This window comes from Oscillatoria salina IIICB1, from assembly GCF_020144665.1.
GTDB lineage: Bacteria > Cyanobacteriota > Cyanobacteriia > Cyanobacteriales > SIO1D9 > IIICB1.
Genome location: NZ_JAAHBQ010000009.1, coordinates 20,620 through 39,528 on the forward strand (window position 1 = coordinate 20,620; position 18,909 = coordinate 39,528).

Annotated in this window: 22 protein-coding genes and 1 pseudogene; 7 read left to right on the forward strand and 16 right to left on the reverse strand. The window is 41.3% G+C overall.

Translation table 11 applies throughout. The features are described from left to right. Positions 1–170 precede the first annotated feature (170 nt). From G3T18_RS03220 to G3T18_RS03235, 4 genes are all read right to left on the reverse strand, one after another. Positions 171–1,484 (reverse strand): polysaccharide biosynthesis/export family protein, encoded by a 1,314-nt coding sequence (locus tag G3T18_RS03220; protein ID WP_224409085.1) that lies wholly within the window; start codon positions 1,482–1,484, stop codon positions 171–173. A 12-nt stretch (positions 1,485–1,496) separates the two neighbouring features. Continuing rightward, complete coding sequence (locus G3T18_RS03225) at positions 1,497–2,183, reverse strand: cyanoexosortase B system-associated protein (protein ID WP_224409086.1); 687 nt, start codon at positions 2,181–2,183, stop codon at positions 1,497–1,499. Positions 2,184–2,452: 269 nt separating this feature from the next. After that, positions 2,453–3,334 (reverse strand): cyanoexosortase B, encoded by an 882-nt coding sequence (gene crtB, locus G3T18_RS03230; protein ID WP_224409087.1) that lies wholly within the window; start codon positions 3,332–3,334, stop codon positions 2,453–2,455. A 4-nt stretch (positions 3,335–3,338) separates the two neighbouring features. Continuing rightward, positions 3,339–4,496, reverse strand: coding sequence for a DegT/DnrJ/EryC1/StrS family aminotransferase (locus tag G3T18_RS03235; RefSeq protein WP_224409088.1), 1,158 nt, complete (start codon positions 4,494–4,496; stop codon positions 3,339–3,341). 207 nt (positions 4,497–4,703) lie between these two features. On the opposite strand from G3T18_RS03235, the gene G3T18_RS03240 reads away from it, so the two are divergent. The 3 genes from G3T18_RS03240 (at position 4,704) to G3T18_RS03250 (ending at position 6,910) form a co-directional block, all read left to right on the forward strand. After that, positions 4,704–5,174, forward strand: coding sequence for a hypothetical protein (locus G3T18_RS03240; RefSeq protein ID WP_224409089.1), 471 nt, complete (start codon positions 4,704–4,706; stop codon positions 5,172–5,174). Positions 5,175–5,258: 84 nt separating this feature from the next. Further along, positions 5,259–6,095 (forward strand): dienelactone hydrolase family protein, encoded by an 837-nt coding sequence (locus tag G3T18_RS03245; protein WP_224409090.1) that lies wholly within the window; start codon positions 5,259–5,261, stop codon positions 6,093–6,095. 98 nt (positions 6,096–6,193) lie between these two features. After that, the gene (locus tag G3T18_RS03250; RefSeq protein ID WP_224409091.1) at positions 6,194–6,910 is read left to right on the forward strand and encodes a Uma2 family endonuclease; all 717 of its coding nucleotides are present in this window, start codon (positions 6,194–6,196) and stop codon (positions 6,908–6,910) included. Positions 6,911–6,953: 43 nt separating this feature from the next. On the opposite strand, the pseudogene G3T18_RS03255 reads toward G3T18_RS03250, so the two are convergent. Together G3T18_RS03255 and uvrB are read right to left on the reverse strand one after the other, a co-directional pair. After that, positions 6,954–7,142 (reverse strand): annotated as a pseudogene (locus G3T18_RS03255) (Uma2 family endonuclease); the annotation flags it as partial. A gap of 65 nt (positions 7,143–7,207) precedes the next feature. Further along, positions 7,208–9,205 carry an excinuclease ABC subunit UvrB gene (gene uvrB / locus G3T18_RS03260; protein WP_224409092.1) on the reverse strand — a complete coding sequence of 666 codons (1,998 nt, stop codon included), beginning with the start codon at positions 9,203–9,205 and terminating at the stop codon, positions 7,208–7,210. 178 nt (positions 9,206–9,383) lie between these two features. On the opposite strand from uvrB, the gene G3T18_RS03265 reads away from it, so the two are divergent. Further along, the gene (locus G3T18_RS03265; RefSeq protein ID WP_224409093.1) at positions 9,384–9,800 is read left to right on the forward strand and encodes a hypothetical protein; all 417 of its coding nucleotides are present in this window, start codon (positions 9,384–9,386) and stop codon (positions 9,798–9,800) included. Between the two features lie 258 nt (positions 9,801–10,058). Continuing rightward, entirely contained in the window at positions 10,059–10,247 is a 189-nt protein-coding gene (locus tag G3T18_RS03270; protein ID WP_224409094.1) for a CsbD family protein, read from the forward strand. Positions 10,248–10,349: 102 nt separating this feature from the next. Here the strand turns inward: G3T18_RS03270 and G3T18_RS03275 are convergent, their stop codons facing one another. The 10 genes from G3T18_RS03275 to pdxH form a co-directional block, all read right to left on the reverse strand. Beyond that, positions 10,350–11,057: a rhomboid family intramembrane serine protease gene (locus G3T18_RS03275; RefSeq protein WP_224409095.1), complete on the reverse strand. Its 708-nt coding sequence runs from the start codon at positions 11,055–11,057 to the stop codon at positions 10,350–10,352. Between the two features lie 173 nt (positions 11,058–11,230). Next, positions 11,231–11,566 carry a cytochrome c6 PetJ gene (petJ, locus tag G3T18_RS03280; protein ID WP_224409096.1) on the reverse strand — a complete coding sequence of 112 codons (336 nt, stop codon included), beginning with the start codon at positions 11,564–11,566 and terminating at the stop codon, positions 11,231–11,233. Between the two features lie 469 nt (positions 11,567–12,035). Then, positions 12,036–12,542, reverse strand: coding sequence for a plastocyanin (gene petE / locus G3T18_RS03285; protein ID WP_263480253.1), 507 nt, complete (start codon positions 12,540–12,542; stop codon positions 12,036–12,038). Between the two features lie 160 nt (positions 12,543–12,702). Further along, on the reverse strand, positions 12,703–13,194 hold the full coding sequence (psbV, locus tag G3T18_RS03290) for a photosystem II cytochrome c-550 (RefSeq protein WP_224409097.1): 492 nt from the start codon (positions 13,192–13,194) through the stop codon (positions 12,703–12,705). 151 nt (positions 13,195–13,345) lie between these two features. Further along, complete coding sequence (locus G3T18_RS03295; protein WP_224409098.1) at positions 13,346–13,537, reverse strand: translation initiation factor IF-2; 192 nt, start codon at positions 13,535–13,537, stop codon at positions 13,346–13,348. 150 nt (positions 13,538–13,687) lie between these two features. Beyond that, complete coding sequence (cobA, locus tag G3T18_RS03300) at positions 13,688–14,488, reverse strand: uroporphyrinogen-III C-methyltransferase (protein WP_224409099.1); 801 nt, start codon at positions 14,486–14,488, stop codon at positions 13,688–13,690. Next, a complete protein-coding gene (locus G3T18_RS03305; protein WP_224409100.1) occupies positions 14,485–15,297 on the reverse strand; it encodes a sirohydrochlorin chelatase in 813 nt (270 codons plus the stop codon). Before G3T18_RS03305 ends, cobA begins: the two co-directional genes overlap by 4 nt. Positions 15,298–15,412: 115 nt before the next feature. Further along, entirely contained in the window at positions 15,413–16,141 is a 729-nt protein-coding gene (locus G3T18_RS03310) for a phosphatase PAP2 family protein (protein WP_224409101.1), read from the reverse strand. A 160-nt stretch (positions 16,142–16,301) separates the two neighbouring features. Next, positions 16,302–16,790: a hypothetical protein gene (locus tag G3T18_RS03315; RefSeq protein ID WP_224409102.1), complete on the reverse strand. Its 489-nt coding sequence runs from the start codon at positions 16,788–16,790 to the stop codon at positions 16,302–16,304. Between the two features lie 94 nt (positions 16,791–16,884). After that, on the reverse strand, positions 16,885–17,529 hold the full coding sequence (gene pdxH / locus G3T18_RS03320) for a pyridoxamine 5'-phosphate oxidase (protein ID WP_224409103.1): 645 nt from the start codon (positions 17,527–17,529) through the stop codon (positions 16,885–16,887). A gap of 197 nt (positions 17,530–17,726) precedes the next feature. On the opposite strand from pdxH, the gene G3T18_RS03325 reads away from it, so the two are divergent. Next, positions 17,727–18,065, forward strand: a complete 339-nt coding sequence (locus G3T18_RS03325; protein WP_224409104.1) for a LapA family protein — start codon at positions 17,727–17,729, stop codon at positions 18,063–18,065. After that, on the forward strand, positions 18,062–18,871 hold the full coding sequence (locus G3T18_RS03330; protein WP_224409105.1) for a segregation/condensation protein A: 810 nt from the start codon (positions 18,062–18,064) through the stop codon (positions 18,869–18,871). The genes G3T18_RS03325 and G3T18_RS03330 overlap by 4 nt, the downstream gene beginning before the upstream one ends. Positions 18,872–18,909: the final 38 nt, after the last annotated feature.

Below are 18,909 nucleotides of genomic sequence, written 5' to 3' on the forward strand. Positions count from 1 at the left end.
TTAACATTATTCTGGTGATTGGTGATTGGGATTTTCAGTGAACAGTGAACAGTTATCAGTTACCAGTGAGTAGTGTGCTTGGTAGTCGATATTGACAGTGGGGAAATTGGATGAATTGGAAGGGATTGGGGACTGATAACTTATAACTGATAGAATCAATAGTTTTTTCATTAATTATCGGTATTGGTATCAGTGTTATCGGTGTTATCAGTGTTGGGATCAGTGTTATCGTTATTATTGTCGTTATCAAAGACATCAGCACCAGGACCGAATAATTCTCTCGCACTATCCTGCAAAGAATCAAAAAAGAGTAAAAAGCCGAGAATATCGCGAAATGGTTGAGTAAAGACACTCAAAGCATAGGTGATTTTCGCCACTAAACTGCGACCAACTACAATAACATCATTATCCTGGAGAGGGACATTTTGAGCGAGATCGCCCCGAAGCGCTCTTTTCCCATTTAAAATTTGCGTAAGGGCTTTACCTTCTTCAGGATCGTAACGAATTAAGGCAATTTCACTGAGGTTAGCATCATTAGGGCTAGGAGCGATCGCGGTTAGTGCATCGAGAAAGTTACTACCATTGGGTAGATTGATTGCGCCAATTCTGCCTGTAGGATAACTTAAGACTCGGATGGTAATTTGCTGTTCGGCAATACTGGAACGAGCAACGAGAGTGCGATCGTAATCTCGATCTGTCCCTACTTCTAAGCGAGAAACAATCACTGCATCCCCGTCTTGTAAGCGTAAGTTGGGAAGACTGGTTCCGTTTTGCAGTGGCGTGTATAAGTCAACTTCTTGCTCGATAATTGTACCGTCAATTAAAGTACGACGCACTAGGATCGAACGCAAGTCTGCTTGGTTGGTAACGCCACCTGCGGTTAAAATTGCTGAGGTAAGCTGAATTCCGGCTTGGAGAGGATAGTAACCGGGTCTAAATATTTCTCCTGCTAAGGTAATTTGTGCGGGACGTGGTGCAGCTAAAGCAACATTTAGCACTGGTTCTTCTCTGAGAAAGCGACGGGCTAACTCAAAGCGAATTTTTGCCTCTGCTTCTTCTAAAGTTAATCCTACCAGAGAGATTCTACCTAAAATTGGCATGACGATATCTCCTTCGAGATTAATTACTCCTTGAAAATTAAATTCTGGAAACCGAGGTACGATTACTGCTATGGTATCGCCAATCCCAAGACGGTAGCGACTAAACTGGTTTGAGGGATTAAATTCAAAGGGTTGGGGTGATACCCCAGTTGGTGGAATCGGACTTGCTGGACCAAAGGTTTCTGGTATTGGTGGTAATGTTGGGGTTTGTTCGTAGGGTAGCGGGGGTAAGGGTACGGGTGGTAAAGTTTGGGCAATGCTAGTTTGGGTAAAATTATTGCTAAACCCAAATAAGAGCGTTAAAGGTAATAAAGACGCGATCGCTTCTAAACTAACTAATGTCACTGCTTTAATTTGTCTTTGGAAAAGATAATTTTTCCCCACTTTTCTACTTCCTTAACCAGAAACGGTAAAAATTTCTTCCATTAAAGTTTTTTGCACGGTTTTTGCGAAAGATTCGGCTGACTCTTCCACAGTTTCTAAATCTGCCGCAGGCTTAGTTGGAATTTTAATTGAAACTGCTACCCAAGGTATCCGAGATCCCCGTAATTGTGCGAGACTATCGGCAATAAACCACTGCATTGGCGAGGCATAACCACCACTAGGTGTAGCATACCATTGCACGACGGCGGCAAATCCTTGTTGACCGTAAGCACGAAAGAAACGGGCGACTATTGATGCTGAATCTACATTAAATTTTAATTGCCGATGAGAATCGCTTTTCCACCTTTCTCTTCCTCTAATATCCATCCATTCTACTTCTGGTCGATCGGTATGGTCTTTTTGGCTTAGTAATAACAGTAAAACTGGTTTTTCTGCGTTTTTTTGAATTATTTGCGCTAACCATTTATGACCGCCTATGGGTATTTCTTCTTGTTCGATTGTTTGCCATCCTGGAAGTGTTAATCCTTTTTGTCGCAAATCTCGAAGCTGTTTGATATTGGTTATTTCTGGGGGGTTCATCCATGCCCAAGTTCCTCGCAAGTAACTGGGTACTGCTCCAATTATTACTAGGAAAAGTAAGAAAATAATTATCGTTACGCGTGCGATCGCAAATGGATTTTTTATTTTTTTGTTAAGCATCTTTCCTCTTGAATTTAGATTTGAAGCTTATTCAATTTACTTGGCTTTTAAATTTTCTCAAAGCTTTTTTGGAGGTTGAAAGTATTAAATTACTTTTAACTATTATAGATAGATAGTAACATTTATCTAACTGGGAAATAAATAATTATTTTGTTTGCTTCACTCTTGCCGGCAATTAACAGCAATTTATTGACAATTTAATTGCGATATGGTAGAAAAATTTGCACCCTGAAAAGCTGAAATTAAAAATCTGAAAACATTAACCAAAATTACCCACTACTTTCACTTTCTTGAGGGTAAAATCGGTCAATTATATTGAGTAAAAGCACGATCAAACCTAACATCAAAGCTGAATAAACGTCACCTCCCCAGCCTTCGTGCAACCATTCAAAAGCCACACTTTGTCCTGTCCCATGAAAGTAAGTTAGGAGAATATTACGGATAATGTTAGCCGTAACGCTGATAATTATCGAACCTGATAACAAGATAATTGTTTTTTGGCGAGAAGCTAATGCTCCAGTCCAGTAGAGCAGCATTAAAGCTATATAAAGACTGGTAAATAGCATTTTTAAACCCGCACAGTAAGGTGCAACTTCTACTACTCTTCCACCAACAGTCAGGTAGATTTCTTCAACAGTAATATCCATCCCAAACTGAATTAAAACAAATCCAGCTACGCCTGCAATAAATTTTTGTAAAGGAAGCGTGTAAGGAGAGATTAAATAAGGTATGGAATTAGGGGTTGCTAGCAATACCAGCAACAAGGGAAAACTTTGGAGTTTAAAGCCAGGAAGACCTTTTAATCCTAGACAAATTCCGGCTAAAATAGCAGGAAACGATAAATTAACTAATTCAGAAATACCACTGAGATAAAAAATCGCTCCCACGGCTAATAAAACGCCACCTAGAGGATGAAAAGTATTAGCTAACCTGCGCCATTTTTTCCGCTTTAGCCAAGTAATATAAGCGGCAAAAGGTAAACCGATAATTCCGTGGCTGAAGTATTCGTGTTCGATACCAATACTTTTATTTAACCAGCCATCGTACCAATAAATTAGCACAGGTAGATAAAGAATTGCTAGTAAAGCAATAATCAAAAATTCGAGCAAATTTCGTTCAATAAATAAAGGTAGTTTGCGCGTATTTTGCATAATTTTATCCGGCAATAACAGCAGTGGTGAGTAGATTTTCTAAACTGGTTGTCACTTCTTCAATTTGACTTTCGCTCAAGCCAGGATACATGGGTAAAGAAACAATTTCTTGACACAAGGCTTCAGCGTGGGGAAAATCTCCAACTTGATAACCAAGATAGGTATAAGCTGGTTGTAAATGACAAGGAATAGGGTAATGAATACCTGTTTGAACTCCTTTAGTAGCGAGTCCGGCAAGGATTTGTTCTTGATTTAAAGAACAGCGATCGCGAACGCGGATTACATACAGATGATAAATGTGTCCGGTGCTACTATGATTGGCGATCGCGGTAATACCTTGGGAATCTAGTTTCTGTAACTGGCGATCGTATTGCTGCGCGGCTTGATTTCTCAGGGCGTTCCATTGAGATAGATAAGGCAGTTTAACGTTTAAAACTGCGGCTTGCAAACTATCAAGACGGCTATTTGTGCCTACTTCTGTATGATAATACTTTCGTGGCGCGCCGTAATTGCGTAAACTACGCACTTTTTTCGCGACGTTTTCATCTTTGGTAAGTAGTATTCCGGCATCGCCAAAAGCACCGAGATTTTTACTAGGATAGAAACTGTAAGCCGCAGCAATTCCTACCGAACCTGCGGTGTAACCTTCTCGTTGGGCGAGATGAGCTTGCGCTGCATCCTCAAAAATTAGTAAGTTATAAGTAGAGGCAAAATCAAGTAATTGGTGAGGAGAAACCATTTGCCCGTACAGATGTACGGGAACGATCGCCTTAGTTTTGTTAGTGACGGCTTTTGAGGCAGCTTCTAAGTCAATTAAAGCTGTGTTCGGGTCGCAATCAACTAAAATCGGCGTTGCTCCAGTTGACAAAACACCGATTAAAGTGGCGATAAAAGTATTTGCTGGGAGAATAACTTCATCCCCAGAACCAATTCCACAAGCTTGTAAGCCAAGGGCGATGGCGTCGGTTCCAGAACCTACTCCGACTCCGTACTCGACATTACTTGCTCGAGCAAATGCTTGCTCGAATTCGCTTACTGCTTGACCTAAAATAAAATCTCCGCGCTCGATAACATTTTCAATTGCAGCTTTAAGCTGTGCTTGAAGCGGTTGATGTAAATAATTTAGGTCAACAAAGGGAATTTTTACCGAAGTAGGGGTCATAAGCTACGAAAAATAATTGGTGTTAGTTAGGACTCGCTTAGTCGATCGGCGATACCTTATCTATTTATGGCTTATCTATCTCTAGCTTTCCACCCTAAATTTATCAAGAGTTTGTAAAGGAGTTACTTTTGGGAGCGATCGCTAATTTTTCCTTGCCTTTTGCTGAGTCAAGAAAAGAATCGAAACCATTAAGAATCAAGCATTACAATGAATTTAGGGGTAATGCCCACTGTAGCTAGCTTAGAGGATTTACAATCTATGAAAAATATTTCTTGTGTATCTCGTAGGAGAGCGCACATCAGAACCCAAAGAACTAATCAGGGAGTGAAAGCAGATTTGAGACGAGATAAGGCGATCGCATTTGTTTTTGTGGCGGGATTGATTTTGAGTACCCAAATGCTTGAATCTTTACCTGCTGCAAGTAACACTACAATTAAGCGGGGACTAATCCCGACTAAACAAGCTCAGTTTCCAACAAAAACTTTTGAAGGTTTCGATCCCGAACCTATTGGATGTGATGTTTCTCAAATACAAGGTTGGTTTTATTGGTACAGAACTTATCTTGGGGAATGTGTTGTCATCCCGGTGGCGAATGGGGATCGAGCTGTAGCGAAAGCTGAAGAAATTTTAGAGGCTTCTTTTAGTGTAGTGGCGACTGGCTACGGTTTGCGTAATTAAGATTGTCTTGGTATTTGTCAATCATTAACCGGATGCGATCTAACAAGCTAAAATCCTTTCAGTTGTGCTGGTTGGAATTAGAAAATGAAAGAATTGACGCGCCGGAAGTTTATTATTGTTAGTGCGATCGCTGCTGGATTTGCCCTTTGTACTCATCCGATTTCGGCTCAGACGATTGTTACTGATGCAGAAGGTTTAGTCGTCGGTGAGGTGAAAATTCCTGTCTCAGATGGAGAAATTCCTGCTTATCGGGCAATGCCTGCGACGGGAGCTGATTTTCCGGTAGTCTTGGTAGTACAGGAAATTTTCGGCGTACACGAACATTTACAAGATATTTGTCGCCGTTTGGCAAAATTAGGTTATTTGGCGATCGCTCCGGAATTATACGCCCGTCAGGGTGATGTTTCTCAACTCAATGATATCCAAGAAATTATCACTCAGGTTGTCTCGAAAGTTCCTGATGCACAAGTTATGTCGGATCTAGACGCAACTGTGGCTTGGGCAAATAATACAGGTAAGGCAAATGTTGAGGAATTAGGGATTACGGGTTTTTGCTGGGGCGGACGTATCGTTTGGCTTTATGCTGCTCATAATCCTAATCTTAACGCTGGTGTGGCTTGGTACGGACGTTTAATAGGTGAATCTACCGCTTTAACTCCTCAACATCCTATCGATCTTGCCGATGAATTAAAAGCACCAGTTTTAGGGCTTTATGGTGGTGAAGATAGCTTAATTCCTCAAGAAAATATCGTGAAAATGACTCAAGCTTTGGAAGCTGCCGATGCTAATTTTCAGTTTATCGTCTATCCGGATGCACCCCACGGTTTTTATGCCGACTATCGCCCCTCATATCGCCCAGAAGCCGCCGCCGATGCTTGGCAACAAATGTTAGCTTGGTTCGAGCGCTTTGGGGTGGTTTAAGGAGAAAAGATCGGGAGCGCGATCGCTTAAATTATCTTTCCCATACGAGTGTCTCGCTCACTAGAAATATTTAACAATTAATTAATTTATTGAAAAGTATGATTAAACAACCACCAGAAAAAATTCAACCCCAGATTGACTACCCTGACAGTGACGGTCAACCAATGGCAGACAATACTAAACAATTTCGTTGGATCGTTATGATTAAGGAAAATTTAGAAATTTTATTTGCTAATAACGATGAGGTTTTTGTTGCTGGCGACTTGCTTTGGTATCCAGTTCAAGGTGACAACAAAATTCGCGTCGCCCCAGATATCATGGTAGTTTTTGGCAGACCTAAAGGAGACAGAAGTTCCTACAAACAATGGGAGGAAAATAATCTTGCTCCTCAAGTAGTCTTTGAAATTCTCTCTCCGGGAAATACTACCGCGCAAATGGCAGAAAAACTACTTTTTTATCAACGTTTTGGTGTCCAAGAATACTATATTTATGACCCCAATAAAATAGAATTATCCGTCTTACAACGTTCTGGTGATTGGTTAGATTCTGTTGCTGAAGTTAATGGTTGGGTTAGCCCTCATTTGGGTATCCGCTTTCAACTTACTGAAGATACTTTAGAAATTTATCGTCCAGATGGCGGACGTTTTCTTACACCCTTGGAAATCGATTTACTCAGACAACAAGAAAGTCAACGGGCTGAACAAGAACGTGAAGAAAAAGAACGAGCTTTAAGGGAATTAGAAGCGGAAAGACAACGCTATCAAGCTTTAATTGAAAGCTTACGAGCAAGGGGAATCGAGCCAGAAGAAATGTAATTTTTTCCAGCGACAACACTTATATGAATTTCTGTCGCTGGCTTTACCAAAATTTGTTTAAATTTAAGACAAATCCGGGCAAAACATCTTCATCAGACACCGTATTTGGTGATTCTAAAACTTCTACATTTCCCTCGGAATGATAGATTTCTACTCGTTTTTAAATTGGGTCAATTAACCAACACAAACGAGTACTGTTGTCAAGATATTCTTGCATTTTTTCTCGAAGTTTTTTCTATCGGTGCTTGAGCGTAATTCAACTAACAAAAGCCTAGAAAATATTTCTAGGCTGGAGTATTAACGACCGAGTAATCTTTCGCGAAGATGTTTAATACGATCGCGGAATTTTGCTGCTTCTTCAAACTCTAAGTTTTTGGCTGCGCTTTTCATTTGTTCTTCCAATTGCTCGATTAATTCGGGGATTTTTTCTAAGGGTAAATCCTCAGATTGTTCGTAAATTTTCTCTAATTCTTGACTATTCAAACGGCGCGAAATATCCAAAAAGGAAAGAATAGCATTGCGCGATTGTTTAACGATTGGTTGCGGAGTAATATTATGTGTTTTATTGTATGCTAGTTGAATTCCGCGACGGCGATCGGTTTCATCGATCGCCTTAATCATACTATCAGTTAAATTATCTGCATAGAGGATAGCTTGTCCGCGCACGTGACGCGCAGCCCTACCAATAGTTTGAATCAGCGATCGCTCCGCGCGCAAGAAACCTTCCTTATCTGCGTCTAAAATGGCTACGAGAGATACTTCTGGCAAGTCTAAGCCTTCTCGTAATAAGTTTACACCAATTAAAACGTCGAAATCTCCTTCTCGTAAAGCCTGCAAAATCTCAATTCTTTCAATAGAATTAATTTCTGAATGTAAATACCTTACCCGAATTGCTCTTTCTTGCAAATATTCAGTTAAATCTTCCGCCATACGTTTCGTTAAAGTAGTAACTAAGACTCTTTCTTTGCGTGATACTCTTACGTTAATTTCGCCTAACAAATCGTCAATTTGACCCTCCGTAGGACGGACAAAAATTTCCGGATCGACTACACCAGTAGGACGAATAATTTGTTCGATGACTTGTTCCTGAGATTGTTCGATTTCCCAGCTTCCTGGTGTAGCTGAAACAAAGATACATTGATTTACTTTTGCCCAAAATTCTTCCGCTTTTAAAGGACGATTGTCAGCAGCCGAAGGAAGACGAAAACCATGTTCGATTAAGACTTGTTTGCGGGCGCGATCGCCGTTGTACATTCCTCTGATTTGCGGTACGCTAACGTGAGACTCATCAACGACTAATAGCCAATCTGGGGGAAAATAGTCGATTAAACATTCTGGAGGTTCCCCTGGTTTACGCCCTGCAAGGTGACGAGAATAGTTTTCCACACCGTTACAATAACCTACTTCTTGCAAAAGTTCTAAATCGTAACGAGTGCGTTGTGCTAATCTTTGGGCTTCTAAAAGTTTATTTGCTTCTCTTAATTCTGCTAACCTTATTTCTAATTCCTCAGCAATTTCTTGACAAGCCATTTCTAAACGTTCGTCGGGAGTAACAAAGTGACGCGCTGGATAAATACTCACATTATCTGTACTTTGTAAAATTTCTCCAGTTACCGGATCGACGTAGCGAATTGCCTCAATTTCATCGCCAAAAAATTCCACCCGAATAATCCGATCTTCGTAAGCGGGGACAATTTCCAAAACATCGCCTTTGAGTCGAAAACGCCCGCGACTCAAATCTAAATCGTTGCGCGAATATTGTACCGATACCAAATCGCGCAACAGTTGACGCTGATCTAATTCTGCACCTAATTTAATCGGAATCGCCGCTTTGAGATATTCCGCAGGGATTCCCAAACCATAGATACAACTAATCGAAGCTACCACAATCGTATCCCGACGTTCAAACAGCGATCGCGTTGCGGAGTGACGCAGCATATCGATTTCATCGTTAATCGAGGCTGTTTTCTCGATATAAGTGTCAGTAACGGGAATATAAGCCTCCGGCTGGTAATAGTCGTAATAGCTGATAAAATATTCCACCGCATTGTGAGGAAAGAAATCCCGTAACTCGTTACACAACTGGGCTGCAAGAGTTTTGTTATGCGCCAAAACCAGCGTCGGTTTGCCAATTTTCTCAATTACCGCCGCGATCGAAAAGGTTTTTCCGGTTCCCGTCGCCCCTAAGAGGGTTTGAAAGCGGTTTCCTGCTTGTAAAGAGGTTGTCAGTTGCGCGATCGCCTGGGGTTGATCGCCTGTAGGTTGAAATGGTGCTTGAAGCTGAAATTCACTCATACAACTTAATATAGCTATTTTTTTTGATTATGCTTGCTAATTTTTCCTTTGTGATTCTTAAAGTAATTGTATATTTTTTCCTGGTAACTTGAAGATATTTGTAGTAGCTGTGATAATATTAAAAAAAAATAAAACCCTTAATTAGGTAAACCAATTTACAATTGTCAGGTATCTAACTATGACTGTCAGCAACTCAAATAAAGAAAAGGCTATAGCAAAAACGACGCGTAGCAAAAAGAATGATAACGGTAAGCAAGAAAGTCAAGTAACAGTCGATCAAGTACAAGATTTAATGGACAACCAAGATGGCGAAGCACTCAACATTCAAGTTAGAGATTCTGCAAGTCAATTAGCTTTAAGTCGCCCCGTTACTCCCGGTAAACTACAAGTAGCTGAAACCTTTACTGAGATGGGAGGAAATCGTCCTGTTTTCTCAAGTGGAATGAAAATTGCTGGAACAATTAATGCTTCAGGAAATCGCCCCATAGCTGCTTCTACACTTAAAGTCAGCGAGACTTATCAATTAATGGGAAATCGTCCCATTGCATCTAACGAAATTGACGATCCCGATACCCTCATGGGTTATATCGACTAATATTATCAACCGAGTTTGCTTTTCTCCCTCCGCCTCAAGACGGAGGGTTATTTATCATTAACTAATCGACAATTTTCTGCCAAACTTCTCGGAAGAAAAACTAACTTACTTAACTAAACCTCACTCCAATTAGGTATGACTTCAGGCGGAAGATATTCAGAGAAATAATTTGTTAACTTGATCGCAGAACAAAAACACAGATGGATAAATTAAATCCGTCGCATAAAATCGCTTTTATTGTTATCTAAGGAGCATAACATGAGTACCGAAGACAGAGCAAAAGCAACAGCCAAAAATATCGAAGGTAAAGCTCAAGCTGCCATGGGAGAAGTAACTGGCGATCCTGAAGATAAAGCAGCAGGTAAAGCCAAGCAAGCTGAAGCTAAAGCTCAACACGCGAAAGAAGATGTGAAAGATAAAGCTAAACAAATGGTTGATAATGCCTAAGCATTTTAGTAAGTAAAAAATAGGTCTGGTTAGCAATAATTTACTCCAGACCTATTTCTCTTATGGGGTGACAAGTGGGTGGAAACCAAGACTGATAAGGTGTTAACTGTTATCTTCTACTTGAGAAAATAAACCCAATAACGGACCGAGAATGGCTCCAAATACGAAACCTCCTGCGTGCGCCCAATAAGCAACACCGCCTCCTTCCATACCAATATTAGCTGGTGCGTTCAGAGAGGCAATACCGTAAAAAGCTTGTTGGACAAACCAAAAGCCAAGAAAGAACACGGCAGGAATGCGGAATGTAGTGAGAAAAAAACCAAGGGGAACCAAAGTGAGAATTTGGGCTTTTGGAAAACGCAGTACATAAGCTCCCATTACTCCAGCGATCGCGCCACTAGCCCCTAGAGAAGGAATTTCTGACCCTGCTGAGAAAAACCACTGAGCTAAAGCTGCTAGCGCTCCACAAGCTAGGTAAAAAATTATAAACTTGATGTGACCGAGTTGGTCTTCTATGTTATTACCAAAAATCCACAGAAATAACATATTTCCAGCAACGTGCAAAAAGCCGCCGTGGAGAAACTGAGAAGTAAACAACGTCAACCATTCTGGTACTGGCTGTCCGACATTAATTCCCTCTAGACTGGCAGTTAACTCTCTGGGAACCACAGCATAAAGGTGAAAAAACTGCTCCAACGCTGGCGGAGTTAACTGAAGCTCAAAAATAAATACCACTATGTTAATAGCGATTAGGGCATAAGTTATATACGGGGTGATTCTCGTCGGATTATCGTCACGCAGGGGAACCACAGTTATTTTTCCTCATCGATGGCAAAACTGCCAAAAAGATAACCTAATTTAGAGCTTCTTGTCTGCTTGCTGAGGGTAGATTTTTCCGTTTCGCCAAATTAAACTACAAAAGTGACAAAACTTTTGTAGTTTAACTGCTTTCTATCAAGAGCAAAGCGAAACTGAAAGAGCCTTTACCAGCCTTTTTCAGCTTGTTCGAGAACGTAGGTAGCTACATCTTCAATTTGTTGGCTGTTCAAACGACCAAGAAAAGAAGGCATGGCAGATTTACCACGAGTAACTTGAGAGATAATTTTATCTAACGACGCCATACCATACTTTTCCAAGTCAGCCTTAGACAAAGTTTTTGAGGGGTTGACATAATTCTTTCCACCTGCATGACAAGACGCGCAGTTAGCAGCAAAAATTTTCGCTCCGTTTAAAGCATCGCCTTCTGCTAGGGCAGGGCTGCTAACGATAAAATTGAACAGCGCAATTGCTACTAGCAAGCTCAAAATCAACTTTCTCAATTGTGTTCTCCTCTTTTGACAATAGGTCATAGTTAAATTTGTCGCAGATTATTTTCTCGAATAGGTTTACTAATGTCAAAAGACAAAATGTCAAACTTATATAAGGTAAGTATTTTCTTTTAAAATCAAAAACACCCCTAGACATTCTAGGGGTGTTACGTGATAAAACTGGATTAAGTTTATGGGGAAGTAAACCAGACTTACTTACCGATAATCTACTACAGAGATTTTGCTTTTAAGGAGGCGATCGCCCAAACTGATTTTCCGAGAATGATTAAATTTGAGCGGTACTTTTTCTGCGTTGCCCGACGCAAAATCACCTTGAGCCTGTCTATGTAGTTATAGCGATCGCTTGTCTGGAGAATTCCTCTAACCTTGTCGAGATTGACTCGAAGCTCACCAATAATTTTCGAGTCCTAATGAGAGTTTTACTGCTCACTTTTTGCCCAATGTAGCAGCAAACGATCTCCTAATCGACAATAATTTTGCCTACCATACCAGCCCCACGGTGGGGTTGGCAATAGTAGGTATATTCTCCTTTCGGAGCATCTGCGGGGAAAGCTACTTTGTAGTCTTGACCGGGACTAAAGAGTAACTTATCTTGAGATAATTTCGCTGCTAATTCTCCGCCAGCAGGAGTTTTATCAAAGATAGCATTGTGAGGACCGAGCTTGTTCATCACAAAATCCACCGTGTCTCCTGGGTGGATAGTCAGAGTTTCAGGAACAAACTTCAATAATCCATTGTCAGCTCCCATTTTTACTGTATAAGTTTCGGCGGCGGCTGGTGCTACCGATAAGAAAAAGCTAACAGCGACGAGTAAAACTGTAGACAAAACTAATGCCAGATTTTTCGGCAATTTAGCTGTAAACTGCATATTTTCCTCCGAAGAGTTTTTGACTTTCTTTAGTATCTTATCTTGAAGGTATACCCCACTCAAGTTAGAAATTTCTAGTTCGGGTTCGGTTTGCCGCATCAATTTTGATTAAAGTATTAATCTGCATAAAGATGGCGGATGGTAGTGATAGGTGCCGACACCTAGTTACTCTTCCATCCGCCAAGCTTGTTGGTGCGGTAATTAGTTCCTCAACTATCGAGCAAGTAACCGCTTGGTAGTTAACTCCGAAAAAACTAGCTTAGTTATAAACTTTACCTCCTCCCCACTTGACACCTTGAATCTTCGGCTGAATCAGAATATGACCAGCAATTTCTTTAAGGTCTTCTTGAGTAAGATTTCTCATCTCTGTCCAAATATCAGACCTTTCTTTATTCGGGTGTAACTCGGTGAGGTCAACTTCGCCATCGTAGCTGGTAGGGTGGATTAAGTAGTCTACCAAGGTGGTGAGATTATCCCGTGGGGGTTCTGCACCAGCTAAACTATCAGCAGCGAGAGTAATATTAGGGTTAGTTTTGGTTCTGCCTGCGGCGTGGCATTTAGCGCAGGTATCATTAAATAGCCTTCTGCCTCGGTCAAGTTGTTTAGTGCTTAAAACAACCGTGTCGCCTTTGTCATTTAGGGGTACAGTGCGGACTTCCTCACTTAGTTCGTAAGCGGCTGCACTGCCGATAGGTAATTGAAGGGCGAAAAATAGAGTAGCTATAGCAACCCAGATGAATCGCTTCAGCATAGTTCTCCTCAAAAAGTTGATTTTTTTCATTAGGTTTTTTCAACACAGCAGTAACTAAATCAATTCGCTGCTGATATCTAATGTGTTTGAGTCACTCTAGATATCGTTAAAGGTAAAAACACTTGGGTTGTTTTTTTGGTTGCTAACCTGTCTAGTCCTCCTGTTGCGAGCTTGGTTTTTGAGACAAAATTTGAGAAATAATTGCTTTAGCATCCTCCAACGCAAGATTGGTCTGTCGATCTTTATAAGCAATTCCCAATTGGTCGCACAGATGGAACACTTGCTCCACCGAAAGGTTATATTCTGCGGCAATTTCCGCAATTGACAGGTCTGCAAAGCCCATAACGATAATTTGGCAGCGAATATCAAGTTGTTCTCCTTAAATATCATGCCATTCAACATACCCCTTTCCAAGTAGGTTAGGAAAGGAGTAGGAGATTGGGACCCTTGAACCCTTGGATTGGTAACTGGTAAATGCGCTTACGTGCTCAAGTTACGGGCGACAGATTGATAAGATTGAGTGGAGTTTAACTACGTTACCGATAACAGCGATCGCTGGAGCCTCAAAGTTGGTTTGTTCTACTTGCTCGACGATCGTTTCTAATGTACCAATTAGTTCTTCTTGGTCGGAGCGAGTTCCCCAGCGAATTAAAGCGATGGGAGTTGATTTACTTAAGCCTGCTGCTGCTAGTTGAACCACAATATTGGGCAAATTATGGACTCCCATATAAACTACGATCGTTTCTGCACTTTGGGCGATCGCACTCCAGTTTACTCGCGGTCGATATTTTCCTCTAGCTTCATGTCCGGTGACAAAGACGACTGAAGAACTATAACTTCGATGGGTGACGGGAATTCCGGCGTAAGCTGGTGCGGCGATACCGGAAGTTATTCCTGGTACCACTTCTACTGGTACTCCGGCTGCGATTAAATCTTCCATTTCTTCTCCACCGCGACCAAAAACAAAGGGGTCTCCGCCTTTGAGTCGAACGACGATCGCGTTTGTTTGCGCTTTTTCAATTAATAATTCTGTTGTTTGGGACTGTAACTTAGAATGTCGTCCCCGACGTTTACCCGCGTTAATTTGCTCGGCTTGGGGGTTGATGGTAGCTAAAATTTGGGGACTGACTAAGGCGTCATAAATCACTACATCGGCACATTCAAGCAGAGTTTTGCCTTTGATTGTCATTAGTCCGGGATCTCCTGGACCTGCACCCACGAGATATACTTTGCCTACCGATCGCTGCTGTTGTGTTTTCACTGGAATTGTCACTAAATCTCCCCGATCGTTCATTTGTCAACCCCCTCGACAACTAAATCTGCTAATTCTGCACTTGCTCCCAAAGGTTTACCAAGAAGCAATTGTACGTGAGGAAATTTCAACTGTAGTTCTTTTACTTGTGTGGCGATCGCTTCGGTAATGCCGCCCTGAAAAAGAAAATATGGCACAATAGCTATTTCCTGCTTTTCTGCCGCTACTAAAGCTTCTACTTGCGCTGATAAGCTGGGAGATACTGACCAATAAGCAGCAATTGCCTTTAACTCAGAGGCGATCGCTTCTATTGCCTCATTTGCTCCTACTCGACGACTGCCATGAGACAATAAAATTCTTGTCGGCGTACTAAAACACTGAAACTCTTTTGCTAATAGTTGTTTCAACCCTGGATTACTGCCTAGGTGAGGTTGTAATTGTATGGGGATCTGCTCGCCTATTGCCTCCTGTGCTAGTTTCACGGCGCTGGGAATATCTTCTTTGACATGAACTCCAGGTAAAAGAAACAATGGTAAGATTTGCACTTTCGTGTTTCCCTCAGCTTTGGCTCGACGAGCAAATTGTTTAATACTTTCATGTAAAGGCATGGGAGTTAGTTCCAAAGCTGCACAGCCAACTAAAGGACATATTGGCTCGCTCGCTATTCCTCGACTCCTTTTGTGCTTTTGGCGATCGCACTTCCCTACATTAGAACTTAACCAATTTGGCGAGATACCCAAAGGGCGCTGGTTTTCTAAGCGCTGGCGGACTAAATTTGCTAGTTGTTCTACGGCTATTCGGGGACGAGCATCGCGACTTCCATGAGATACCAGTAAGCAGGCTGAAGGCATTGAACAAAAATTCTTAAATAAAATTTTATTTTATAAACAATTGTATCTTTGCCAAATGTTTCTTTTTGTATCAATTGATGCAAGTAATACTCATTAAGTGGTAATTACCAATCACTCACTGCGCCGCATTTGCATCTCGTCGCCAGCGAATCTCCAAACCGAGGATGCTAGCAGCTAGCCAAGTAAGTCCTGCTGCTTGTCCGGCAACTACGTCTGTCGGCCAATGAATGCCGAGATAAAGCCGACTAAAACCAATAATTGAGACTAATAAAATCGTGCTAATAGCAATCCACCAGCGCCACCGATGATAATGACTTGCTAGTAAGTAACCGAGAAAACCATAGATAATTAAAGATAGCATGGCATGACCGCTAGGAAAACTAGAAGTGCGCGGTTCTTTATTCGTCATTTCCCAGAGTTCGGGGCGATCGCGATCGAAAAACTGTTTAATCAGTAAATTTAAACAAGTTCCTCCGATCGCTGTAATTGCTAAAGCTGTAAATTCTACCTTTTGTCTTCGTCGCCACAAAAATACCCCAGCACCAAGAGCAATTGAGGTAACAACTATTGTGCCACCAATAATCGAAAAGGTGTGCATCAAAAAAGTTAATACTGGTCTATGCCAATCATCTATAGCCAATAAAATAGCTCGATCGAGGGTTTGGGTTTGCTTTTCGAGGACTTCATCAGCAATTTCGATAAATGCCCAAGTTCCTAAAATTGCAATAATTAGCCCTGTCAAGGGAATAATTGACAGCAACAAAAACAAATTTTTTCTATTTAGTTGTCGTCGCCAAAAACGAACTATTCGCTTGGCTATGTAGCGCAGATTAAACAGCAGCATCGATTGTCCCTATTCTCGATCTTATAAGGAAGAAATCGATCTTAACATGAGAGTGCGGGTATAGTTAAATGAGGCAGAGAAAACCCATAGCCGTCTGAGAAGAAAAATTTCACTTATGATTAGAGATATTTGCCAAATTTCTTAATTCCCCAAGCTCAATTTAGGAAGGAAGTGGAACAAATAAACAACCTCCTTTTCCACGCCTGATAATCTCACCCTCAAACTGATGTTCGATAAATATTGCTCCCACATCAATGTCGTAACCGACAACTAGCGTTGCCGCAAAATCTTGGGGAATATATTCAATTAAATTACTTTCTTGGGAATGTTTCACTAAAGGAATTTTTTCATATAAAGGCAAATACTTTTCTTGTTCTGGTTGCTTACTATCTACTGACAAGAAAATATTGTTTTCATCAAGGTTGACATTAACACCATTTTCTACTGGCTCGCCATAGCCAAATGCTCGGAGATGATAGCCATAATCTTGTTCAATTTGTTCAGATGCCGGAATAAAAGAATGACACTCGACATAAAATTTACGTTGTGTGGGAGCTAATTCGGCTGGAGGTGCGATCGCTGGGGGATCTTGGACTGCTCCGAGAATCATTCCTACACTAAGTAGAAGTAGGCTAGGGTAATGGTTCATGGTCTGAAAAAAGTTAAAGGTTAATAACTGATAACTGATAACTGATAACTGATAACTGATAACTGATAACTGATAACTGATAACTGATAACTGACTAAGGTGCTAAACGCTCTCTAATCCAAGTATTATTTTCAACTCGTCGATAGCGCAGGCGATCGTGCAAACGACTAGGACGACCTTGCCAAAATTCTATTTCTTCAGGAATTACTCGGTATCCTCCCCAGTGAGGAGGACGCGGGATTTCTTGCTCTCCATATTTAGTTTGTAATTCCTGAAAACGCTGTTCTAAAACCTCGCGACTTTCAATTACTTGGCTTTGATTTGAAACCCAAGCACCAATTTGAGAATTTTCTGGACGACTGTGAAAATACTCGTCTGATTCTTCAGGAGAAACTTTCTCGACTCTACCCGCAATTCGCACTTGTCGCTCCAATTCTGCCCACCAAAAAACTAGCGCTGCACGAGCATTATCAGCAAGCTGTTGTCCTTTGTAACTACTGTAGTTGGTATAAAAGACAAAGCTTTGTTCGTCGAAATCTTTGAGTAGGACAATCCGAGCTGAGGGCGTACCATCTAGGTTAGCAGTAGCAAGAGTCATCGCGTTAGGTTCGCTTAGTTGAGCTTTAAGAGCTTGCTGGAACCAGGTTTGAAACTGCTTAAATGGATTTAGCTCAGCATCAGCTTCGCTCAAACCAGCGCGAGTGTAGTTTTTCCGTAATTCACTAACAGGTATATCCATTTTGAGTTTCTTCTTTCTCTTTTAAGCTTTTTTGGCTAATAAATAGTGTAAAAGTATCTTCATCGGGTATTAAAACTAGATTAAGCTGATTTTTGACGAAAACGTTGTATAAATTATGCTTGTGGAGATAGAACTGTTATCTCGCGCGAGATCGTTTTCCAATCTACACCTAATTTGACTTTTACAGGAGTTGGCGAATGCGACAAGTAAATTTTCTGATTATTTTTGCTCTTTGTTTGGCTCTGGCTTTATTTAGCATTGAGAATACTCAAGCTTCGACGATTAATGTACTTCCGGGTGTGGAGGTTGAGGCTCCACTGTCGATAGAATTAATTTTAGCTGCTGGAGTGGGTGCGGTTCTGGGCTGGTTGTTTAGTATCTGGACGAAATTGCAACGTTATTTGGTTGCGGCGAAACAAAGACGGCAAGTTCGCGCGAAGGAGAAGGAAATTGAAAAGTTGAAAAAAGACCTCGAACAACAAGATCGACAACAATTTTTACCTGCGGCTGAGACAATTGAAGGAAGTGAGGAATGACGGTATCACCTGCTCGCGAAGCGATCGCGCTTTTAATTGATTTGGCGCAACGAGGAGAAATCGATCCTTGGGATGTTCAAGTGATTGAGGCGATCGATCGTTTTTTGAGTGAATTGGGTTTAAATGGTCAGGGTGAACCAAATTACGATCGCGCTGATTTGCCTCAGTCGGGACAAACTTTTCTCTGGGCTTCGATGTTAGTTTTACTTAAGGCTGATACTCTCCAACGTCTCGAAGAGGAGGAGGAACAACCAGAGTTGGAAGTGGCTGAATTTGCAGGTGAGGAGGCGAATGAACGTGCTTTACCACTTCATCTCGAACGTCATATTCGTCGCCGCCCTACCGCCCCTCCACCTCGCAAGCGTCGCGTTACTTTACAGGAGTTAATCGAGCAAATTGAGCAAATTGCGGCGGTTTTGGAGTCTGCACCCGATCGCTCAACTCAACGACGTTCTCGCTCTTTGTCTCGTCGCGCTACTGCTCGCGCGATCGCTCAACTTGCTCATGATGAAAATCTTACTGAAGTTGCTGCTCAACTTGAACAATTTCTCACTGCTAATTTGTCTCAATTTCCCTCAGCACAAGACTTTATCCATTTAGAGCATTTACTCGATTTATGGACATCAAATAAACATAAAAATGAGGATTTGTCAAGTCATAAAGGTAAAGAAAAAGTTGGGATTTTTTGGGCGTTATTATTACTTTCCGCACAGTCGAAAGTGGAATTATCCCAAGAAGAATTTTATCAGGATTTGAAGATCAAACCTCTCATCGACGAGGGAAAATCTCTTAAAGAAAATGAATAACTTGTGGAGACGTTGCATGAACGTCTCTACAAGTTATT